Source organism: Streptosporangium sp. NPDC049078 (assembly GCF_040648855.1).
Lineage (GTDB): Bacteria > Actinomycetota > Actinomycetes > Streptosporangiales > Streptosporangiaceae > Streptosporangium.
Map to the genome: position 1 here is coordinate 197,003 of NZ_JBEZEL010000019.1, position 10,494 is coordinate 207,496.

The following is a 10,494-nucleotide window of genomic DNA, read 5'->3' on the forward strand; positions in this document are numbered from 1 at the left end:
TACGCGAATAGCCTGGAGGGCTTCTCCCATGTCGGAAGACCTGAAGCTCGTTGACTACCTGAAGTCGGTCGCCACCGATCTGCACGAGACCCGCCGACGGCTCGAAGAGGTGGAGTCGGGCAAGCGTGAGCCGATCGCCATCGTGTCGATGTCATGCCGCTTTCCAGGTGGAGTCGCCTCTCCTGAGGATTTGTGGCGGTTGCTGGCCGAGGGTGAGGACGCGATCTCGCCGGTCCCGGCCGATCGGGGCTGGGACCTGGGGATGTCGTCGGAGCTGGGATCCGACGGCGCGGGTGGCGAGGTCCAGGGCGGGTTCCTGTCGGATGTGGCGGGGTTCGACGCGGGGTTCTTCGGGATCTCGCCGCGTGAGGCGCTCGCGATGGATCCGCAGCAGCGGTTGCTGCTGGAGACGACGTGGGAGGCGGTCGAGCGGGCCGGGATCGACCCGGCCTCGCTGAAGGGCAGTTCCACCGGGGTGTTCGTGGGCACCAACGGCCAGGACTACATGAACCTGATCATGAGCACCCGGGTGGATCTTCAGGGCCATGGCGTCACCGGTCTGGGAGCCAGCGTGCTGTCGGGCCGCCTGTCCTACACCCTGGGCCTGGAAGGTCCCGCGGTGACGGTGGACACCGCGTGTTCGTCGTCGCTGGTGACACTGCACCTCGCGGTACAGGCGCTGCGGTCGGGGGAGTGCTCGCTCGCGCTGGCCGGCGGTATCACGGTGATGACGTCGCCGATGGTGTTCGTCGGCTTCAGCGCGCAGGGCGGGATGGCGCCCGATGGCCGGTGCAAGGCGTTCTCCGACAGCGCGGACGGCACCAGCTGGTCCGAGGGTGTGGGCATGCTGGTGCTGGAGCGGTTGTCGGACGCGCGCCGCAACGGCCACCAGGTGCTGGCGGTGGTGCGGGGTTCCGCGGTGAACCAGGACGGCGCGTCGAATGGGTTGACCGCGCCGAACGGCCCTTCGCAGCGGCGGGTGATTCGTCAGGCGCTGGCCGGGGCGGGGCTCTCGGTGTCCGAGGTGGACGCGGTCGAGGCGCACGGCACCGGCACGGTCCTGGGTGACCCGATCGAGGCGCAGGCGCTGCTCGCGACGTACGGCCAGGACCGGGACGAGGGTCGTCCGCTGCTGCTGGGGGGGATCAAGTCGAACCTCGGCCACACCCAGGCCGCTGCCGGTGTGGCCGGTGTGATCAAGATGGTGCTCGCGATGCGGCACGGGGTGCTGCCCAAGACGCTGCACGTGGACGCGCCGTCCTCGCACGTGGACTGGTCGGCGGGCGCGGTGGAACTGCTGACCGAGTCGGCCGAGTGGCCGAAGACAGGTCGTCCGCGCCGGGCGGGTGTGTCGTCGTTCGGGGTCAGCGGTACGAACGCGCACGTGATTCTCGAGCAGGGGCCGGAAGCGCCGGAGGGAGAAGGCGCTCCGCAGGCACGGACGCCGGCCGCCGACGTGGTTCCGCTGCTGGTGTCGGGTCGTACGGGTGAGGCGTTGCGGGCGCAGGCCGAGCGGCTGGTCTCGCATGTGGAGGGCCATCGTGAGGTGGCGCTGGTGGATACGGCGTTCTCGCTGGTGGTGTCGCGGTCGGTGTTCGAGCACCGTGCGGTGGTGGTGGGTGAGGATCGCAAGGGTTTGCTGGCGGGGTTGGGTGCGGTGGCTTCGGGTGAGCCCACGGCGGGTGTGGTGTCCGGGGTGGCCGATGTGGTGGGGAAGTCGGTGTGGGTGTTCCCTGGTCAGGGGGCGCAGTGGGTGGGGATGGGTGCGCGGTTGTTGGAGGAGTCGGCGGTGTTCGCCGGGCGGATGACTGAGTGTGCGGCGGCGTTGGAGCCGTTCGTGGAGTGGTCGTTGCTGGATGTGGTGCGGGGGGTGGAGGGTGCGCCGGGGTTGGATCGGGTGGATGTGGTGCAGCCGGTGTCGTTCGCGGTGATGGTGTCGTTGGCGGCGGTGTGGGAGTCGCTGGGTGTTCGTGCGGACGCGGTGGTGGGTCATTCGCAGGGGGAGATCGCGGCGGCGGTGGTGGCCGGTGGCCTGTCGTTGTCCGATGGCGCCCGCGTGGTGGCGCTGCGGAGCCGGTTGATCGGTGAGCGGCTTGCTGGACGTGGGGCGATGGCGTCGGTGGCGCTGCCGGTCGAGCGGGTCGAGGCCGCCTTGATCGAGGGGGTGTCGGTGGCGGCGGTCAACGGCCCGAGCTCGGTGGTGGTGGCCGGTGAGGTCGCGGCGGTCGAGGAGCTGGTCGAGCGGTTGTCGGCTGAGAATGTTCGGGTGCGGCGGATCGCGGTGGATTACGCCTCGCATTCGGCGCAGGTGGATCTGATCGCCGAAGAGCTGGCCGGGGTGCTGGCGGGGGTGGCGCCGCAGCCGGTGCGGGTGCCGATGCTGTCGACCGTGACCGGTCAGTGGCTGGAAGGGCCGGAGCTGGAGGCCGGGTATTGGTGTGAGAACCTGCGGCGCACAGTGGCTTTCGCTCCGGTGATCGGAGAGTTGCTGGAGCAGCGGTATCGGGTGTTCGTCGAGGTGAGTCCGCATCCGGTGCTGACGGTCGGCATCGGTGAGTGCGTGGACGAGACCGATGCCACCACCGTGATCGCCGGGACGTTGCGCCGCGATGAGGGTGGCCTGGAGCGGGTGCTGGTCTCGGCGGCGGAGCTGTTCGTGCGTGGTGTGACGGTGGACTGGCTGCAGGTGCTGACCGGTGGCCGCAGGGTGGATCTGCCCACCTACGCCTTCCAACATCAGGGGTTCTGGCCCGAGGGAACGGGATCCGGGGCCGGAAACGTGGCCGCGGCGGGGCTGGCAGCGACGGATCATCCGCTGCTGGGCGCGGCGGTGGGCCTGGCCGACTCGGATGGGGTGCTGCTGACCGGACGGTTGTCGTTGCGTTCACATCCGTGGCTGCTCGATCACGCGGTGGCCGGAATGGTGTTCTTCCCCGGCACCGGTTTCCTGGAGCTGGCGGTGCGTGCCGGTGACCAGGTCGGGTGTGATCTGGTGGAGGAGCTCACCCTGGTCGCACCGTTGGTGCTGGGTGAGAACGACGCCGTCGCGGTGCAGGTGTGGGTGGGTGCGGCTCAGGAGTCGGGTCGCCGGAGCGTGAACGTGTACGCCCGTTCGGCGGACGCGGCCGAGGAGGTGCCGTGGGTGCGGCACGCGACCGGCACGCTCGCCACGGGTGGCCGGGCCGTCGTGCCGTTCGACACGGCGGTGTGGCCGCCGGCCGGTGCGACCGCGATCGGGCTGGACGGTTTCTATGACCGGCTGGCCGAGGGGTTGCTCGCGTACGGCCCGGTGTTCCAAGGGTTGCGGGCGGCCTGGTGGGGCGAGGGGGGCGAGGTGTTCGCCGAGGTCGCCCTGCCCGAGCAGGCGCTGTCGGGTGCGGATGCGTTCGGGGTGCACCCGGCGTTGCTGGACGCGGCGTTGCACGCCTCGACGTTCGCCGGACTGGACGACGAGGTGGGGACGCGGTTGCCGTTCTCCTGGGCAGAGGTGAGCCTGCACGCCACCGGGGCGGCGATGCTGCGCGTGCGGCTGAGCCGGACCGCTGCCGACTCGGTGTCGCTGGTCGCGGTGGACGTTGCCGGGGAGCCGGTGCTGTCGGCGCGCTCGCTGGTGCTGCGCCCGTTCACGCCCGACCAACTCGCCGCCGCCGATGGCGGGCAGGCGACGGCGGGGAACGGGTTGTTCCGGTTGGACTGGGCTCCGCTGCCGGAGCTTTCCATGGTCGATGTGGTGCCGGTGGCAGTGGTCGGTTTTGCGGGGTGCGAGCCCGACCCGCTGGGCTTTGCCGAAGTACGGAAGTCAGCCGACCAGCCGGTCGCGGTTCACCGTGATCTGTCGGCACTGACCGAGGCGGGGCCGGTGCCCGAGGTGGTGCTGGCCGAGGTCTGGGTCGATCAGGCCGGGGACGAGGCGATCTCGGCGCATGCGGTGACGGCCGGGGTGCTGGGCCTGCTGCAGGAGTGGCTGGCCGATGAGCGGTGTGCCGATTCGCGACTGGTGCTCGTCACGCGGGGCGCCGTGGCCGTGAGCGAGAGCGAGGCGATCACCGACCTGGCGGCCGCGACGGTGTGGGGCCTGATGCGGTCGGCGCAGTCGGAGAATCCGGGCAGGTTCGTGCTGGTCGACCTGGATGATCAGGATTCCTCGCTCGCTGCTTTGCGCGACGTACTGCTCGCGATGCCGACACTGGATGAGCCGCAGGTGGCGGTGCGTGAGGGTGGGGTGCGGGTGCCGAGGTTGGCGTCGCTGACCTCGGGTGCGGGCCTGTTGCCTCCGGTCGGTACGGCGTGGCGGTTGGGCAGCCGGGCCAAGGGCAGCCTGGACGCGTTGGAGTTGCTGCCGTTCCCGCAGGCGAGCGAGCCGCTGGAGGCCGGTCAGGTTCGGATGGCGGTGCGCGCGGCGGGGGTGAACTTCCGTGACCTGCTGGACGGGTTGAACGCGCTGGGGTGGTTCCAGGACAAGGTCGGCCTGATGGGCAGTGAGGTCGCCGGGGTGGTCCTCGAGGTCGGTCCCGGCGTCGAGGACCTGCGTCCGGGGGATCGGGTGATGGGTCTGGCCGATGGCGGGTTCGGACCGGTGGTCGTCGCCGAAGCCGTGATCTTGGTGAAGATTCCCGATTACTGCTCGTTCGAGCAGGCCGCGACGATCCCGGTGGCGTTCCTCACCACCTACTACGGGCTGATGGAACTGGCCGGCCTGCGGGAAGGCGAGCGGCTGCTGGTGCACGCGGGCACCGGTGGGACCGGGATGGCGGCGATCCAGCTGGCGCAGCGGCTCGGGGTCGAGGTGTTCGCCACGGCCAGTCCGGCGAAGTGGGACGTGCTGCGGTCGATGGGCATCCCCGACGATCACATCGCCTCCTCGCGCACCCTGGAGTTCGAGGAGCGCTTCCGCGCGGTGTGCGGTGAGCGGGGCGTCGACGTGGTGCTCAACTCGTTGACGGGTGAGTTCATCGACGCCTCGGCGCGACTGCTGCGCCCCGGGGGCCGGTTCATCGAATTGGGCAAACTCGACATCCGCGACCAGGAGAGCTTCCCGGGATTGAAATATCACTGGTTCGACGTGGCGGATGCCGGGCCGGAGCGGCTGCGGCAGATGCTGGGCGAGCTGGTGAAGCTGTTCGCGGCGGGTGAGTTGCGGCCGTTGCCGGTGACGGCGTGGGACGTGCGGCGGGGCCGGGAGGCGTTCCGGTTCATGAGCCAGGCCAGGCACACCGGCAAGCTCGTGCTGACGATGCCCCGGGTCTGGGACCCGGAGGGCACGGTGTTGATCACTGGTGGGACGGGCGGTCTGGGCGCGGAGGTCGCCCGGCATCTGGTGGCCGAGCACGGGATGCGGCATCTGCTGCTGGTCAGCCGCCGGGGTCTGGAGGCTCCGGGTGCGGTGGAGCTGCAGGCCGAGCTGATCGCGCACGGGGTCGAGGTCACCGTCGCCGCGTGCGACATGGCCGACCGGGACGCGGTCGCGGCGCTGCTGGCCGGGGTTCCGGAGGAGCACCCGCTGACGGCGGTGATCCACACCGCCGGTGTGCTGGACGACGGGACGATCACCTCGTTGACATCGGAGCGGCTGGACACCGTGCTGCGGCCGAAGATCGACGCCGCCTGGCACCTGCACGAGCTCACTCAGGGCATGGAACTGGCAGGGTTCGTGGTGTTCTCCTCGTTCGCCGGGGTGATGGGCAACGCGGGTCAGGGTAACTACGCGGCGGCGAACGCCTGGCTGGATGCGTTGACGGCGCGGCGCCGGGCGCAGGGACTGCCGGGGCTGTCGCTGGCCTGGGGTTTGTGGGCGCAGGCCACCGGGATGACCGGGGCCATGTCGCAGGCCGACGTACAGCGAATCACCTCGGCCGGGCTGCCGCTGATCACCACCGAGCAGGGTATGGCGCTGTTGGACGCGGCCCTGGGGTCGGACGCACCGCTGGTGCTTCCGGTCCTGCTGAACCTGCCGGCGATGCCCGCTCAGCTGGTGCCGCCGCTGCTGCGCGGCCTGGTGCGCGGCACCCGCCGTACGGCGGCGGTGGCGCGTGCGGCCGATGAGGGAGCGTTGGTGCGGCAGTTGGCCGGGCTGACGCAGACCGACCGGACCCGGTTCATGACCGACCTGGTCCGCGGTCAGGCCGCTGCGGTCCTCGGACACTCCGACTCCACGGCGGTGGACGTCAGGCGGGAGTTCCGCGAGCTGGGCTTCGACTCGCTGACCGCGATCGAACTGCGCAACCGCCTCAACGTGGCCACCGGGTTGCGGCTGCCCTCCACCCTCGTCTTCGACTACCCCACCCCCACCGCGCTGGGTGAGTATCTGCTGAGCGAGGTGCTCGGCGCGCACGGCGACGCCATCCTGCCGGTGGCCACGGTCTCGGTCGGGGACGACCCGATCGTCATCGTCTCGATGGCCTGCCGCTACCCCGGAGAGGTGAGCTCTCCGGAGGATCTGTGGCGGCTGGTCGTCGAGGGGCAGGACGTGATGACCCCGCTGCCGGCCGGTCGCGGATGGGAAGGGTTCAGCGCTCTGGGCCTGAAGGGCGGGTTCGTTTCCGACGCCCCTGGGTTCGACGCGGAGTTCTTCCGGATCTCACCGCGTGAGGCGCTCGCGATGGACCCGCAGCAGCGGCTGCTGCTGGAGACGGCCTGGGAGGTCCTCGAACGCGCGGGCATCGACCCGGACTCGTTGCGCGGCAGCGAGACCGGCGTCTTCATCGGCGCCTCCGGCTCGGGCTACACGCCCGGGGAGGAGTCTCTCGGTTACATCATGACCGGCCTGATGGGTAGCGTGGCCTCTGGCCGGATCTCCTACACCTTCGGGCTGGAGGGTCCGGCGGTGACGGTGGACACCGCCTGCTCCTCGTCGCTGGTGACCATCCACATGGCGGCACAGGCCCTGCGCAACGGGGAGTGCTCGTTGGCCCTCGCCGGCGGTGTGACGGTGATGACGACCCTCGCGGCGTTCGCGGAGTTCGGTGAGCAGGGCGGCCTGGCGCAGGATGCCCGCTGCAAGGCGTTCTCCGACTCGGCGGACGGCATCGGATGGTCCGAGGGCGTCGGCCTGGTGATGCTGGAGCGGCTGTCGGACGCCCAGCGCAACGGCCACCAGGTGCTGGCGGTGGTGCGGGGTTCCGCGGTGAACCAGGACGGCGCGTCGAATGGGTTGACCGCGCCGAACGGCCCTTCGCAGCGGCGGGTGATCCGTCAGGCGCTTGCCGTCGCCGGGCTGTCTCCCTCCGAGGTGGACGTGGTCGAGGCGCATGGCACGGGGACGACGCTGGGTGACCCGATCGAGGCGCAGGCGCTGCTGGCGACGTACGGCCAGGACCGGCCGGAGGAGCGACCGATCCTGCTGGGGTCGATCAAGTCGAATCTCGGTCACGCGCAGTCGGCGGCGGGTGTGGCGAGCGTGATCAAGATGGTGATGGCTCTCCAGCACGGGGTGCTGCCCAAGACGTTGCACGTGGACGAGCCGTCGTCGCATGTGGACTGGGCCTCGGGTGCGGTGGAGCTGCTGACCGAGACGATGGACTGGCCGGACATGGGTCGTCCGCGTCGGGCGGGGGTGTCGTCGTTCGGGATCAGCGGCACCAACGCACACATGATTTTGGAGCAGGGGCCGCAGGTCGCGGAGCCGGAGGCCGGTGATACCGGTTCGGCCGTGGGTGTGGTGCCGTGGGTGGTGTCGGGCAAGAGCGAGGAGGCACTGCGGGCGCAGGCGGGTCGCCTGGTGTCGTTCGTGGACGCGCGCGACGAGCTGGGCCTGGTGGATACGGCGTTCTCGCTGGTGGGGTCGCGGTCGGTGTTCGAGCACCGCGCGGTGGTGGTCGGCGGGGAGCGTGTGGGGCTGCTGGCGGGGTTGGGTGCGCTGAGCGTGGGTGAGTCGGCGCCCGGGGTGGTGCGGGGTGTCGCCGATGTGGATGGCCGGATGGTGTGGGTGTTCCCTGGTCAGGGGGCGCAGTGGGTGGGGATGGGTGCGGCTCTGTTGGAGGAGTCGGGGGTGTTCGCGGCGCGGATGGCGGAGTGTGCGGCGGCGTTGGAGCCGTTCGTGGAGTGGTCGTTGCTGGATGTGGTGCGGGGGGTGGAGGGTGCGCCGGGGTTGGATCGGGTGGATGTGGTTCAGCCGGTGTCGTTCGCGGTGATGGTGTCGTTGGCGGCGGTGTGGGAGTCGTTGGGGGTTCGTGCGGATGCGGTGGTGGGTCATTCGCAGGGTGAGATCGCGGCGGCGGTGGTGGCCGGTGGCCTGTCGTTGTCCGATGGCGCCCGCGTGGTGGCGTTGCGGAGCCGGTTGATCGGTGAGCGGCTTGCTGGACGTGGGGCGATGGCGTCGGTGGCGCTGCCGGTGGAGCAGGTCACCGAGCGGGTGGCGGCGTGGGACGGGCGGATCTCGGTGGCGGCGGTGAACGGCCCCAGTTCGGTGGTGGTGGCCGGTGAGGTCGCGGCGGTCGAGGAGCTGGTCGAAAGCCTTTCCGCTGAGAATGTTCGGGTGCGGCGGATCGCGGTGGATTACGCCTCGCATTCGGCGCAGGTGGATCTGATCGCCGAGGAGCTGGCCGGGGTTCTGGCGGGGGTGGCGCCGCAGTCGGTGCGGGTGCCGATGCTGTCGACCGTGACGGGTCAGTGGCTGGAAGGGCCGGAGCTGGAGGCCGGGTATTGGTGTGAGAACCTGCGGCGCACGGTGGGCTTCGCTCCGGCGGTCGGGCAGTTGCTGGAGCAGCGGTATCGGGTGTTCGTCGAGGTGAGTCCGCATCCGGTGCTGACGGTCGGGGTCGGTGAGTGCGTGGACGCGGCCGAGGTGGAGGCTGTGATCGCCGGGACGCTGCGTCGTGACGAGGGTGGCCTGGAGCGGGTGCTGGTCTCGGCGGCGGAGCTGTTCGTGCGTGGTGTGACGGTGGACTGGTTGCAGGTGCTGACCGGTGGCCGCAGGGTGGATCTGCCCACCTACGCCTTCCAGCACCAGCGGTTCTGGCCGAACGCCAAGCAGAGCGGTGACGCTCATGTGCTGGGCCTGGCCGCGACGGGTCATCCGCTGCTGGGCGCGGCGGTGGGCCTGGCCGATTCCGACGGTGTGTTGTTGACGGGCCGCTTGTCGCTCTCGTCGCATCCGTGGCTGGCCGATCATGTGGTGGCCGGGATGGTGTTCTTCCCGGGGACCGGGTTCGTGGAGCTGGCGGTGCGGGCCGGTGACCAGGTCGGCTGCGAGGTGGTCGAGGAGTTGATCCTGGACGCTCCGCTGGTGCTGGGCGAGGACGACGCGGTCGTGGTCCAGATCGCGGTGGGTGCGCCGGAGGAGACCGGTCGGCGGAGCGTGAGTGTCTACGCCCGTTCGGCGAACGCGACCGAGGAGGTGCCGTGGGTACGGCACGCCACCGGCACGCTCGCCACAGGCGGGCGGGCCGCGGTGCCGTTCGACACGGCGGTGTGGCCGCCGGCCGACGCGACCGCGATCGAGCTGGACGGCCTCTATGACCAGCTGGCCGAAGGGTTGCTCACCTACGGTCCGGTGTTCCAGGGATTGCGGGCGGCCTGGCGGGGTGCCGATGGCGCGGTGTTCGCCGAGGTGGCGCTGCCGGAGGAGGCACAGTCGGACGCGGGTTCGTTCGGGGTGCATCCGGCGCTGCTGGACGCGGCGTTGCACGCGGTGAGTTTCGCCGGGCTGGACGCCGCGGCGGGTACGCGCTTGCCGTTCTCCTGGGACGAGGTGTGCCTGCACGCGAGTGGGGCGACCCTGCTGAGGGTGCGACTGGCCAAGGTGGGCGAGGACGCGGTGTCGCTGAGCGCGGTGGACTTCGCCGGGGAGCCGGTGGTGTCGGCGCGTTCCCTGGTGCTGCGCCCGGTCTCGGCCGACCAGCTCGTCGCCGTCGGTAGCACCCCGGCGGTGGAGCGGGACGCGTTGTTCGGCCTGGAGTGGACGCCCTCGGCTCAGATGCCGGTATCCGACGCCGAACCGGACGTGGTCGAACTCGCCGGAGAGGCCCTTTCTGACCTGGCCCTGCTGGATTCGGTGCCGGATGTGGTCATGGTCTCGGTGGGGTCGGCCGATGCCGAGGACGTGGTGGAGTCGACGCACGCGGTGGTCGCGCAGGTCCTGGGGTTGTTGCAGGAGTGGTTGGCCGATGGGCGGTTCGTCGGTTCGCGGTTGGTGTTCGTGACTCGGGGTGCGGTCGAGGCGCGGGATGGTGATGTGGTCGTTGATCTGGCGGCTGCGGCGGTGTGGGGGTTGGTGCGGTCGGCGCAGTGGGAGAATCCGGGCCGGTTCGTGCTGGTCGATGTCGATGTCGATGTCGATGGTGATGGTGATGGTGGGTTGTCGTCGTCGGTGTTGGCGGGGGTGCTGGTTTCGGGTGAGCCGCAGGTGGTGGTGCGTGAGGGTGGGGTGTTGGTGCCGCGTTTGGTGCGGGTGGCGCCTGCTGAGGAGGTGGGGCGGTCGTGGGATCCGGAGGGGACGGTGTTGATCACTGGTGGTACCGGTGGTCTGGGAGGGAGTCTGGCTCGGCATGTGGTGGC

Annotated in this window: 1 protein-coding gene; it reads left to right on the forward strand. The window is 70.5% G+C overall.

What is annotated here, in order from left to right:
* Positions 1 to 28 precede the first annotated feature (28 nt).
* The coding region (locus tag AB0B90_RS29985; RefSeq protein WP_362925887.1) for an SDR family NAD(P)-dependent oxidoreductase at positions 29 to 10,494 on the forward strand (10,466 nt) is incomplete at its 3' end.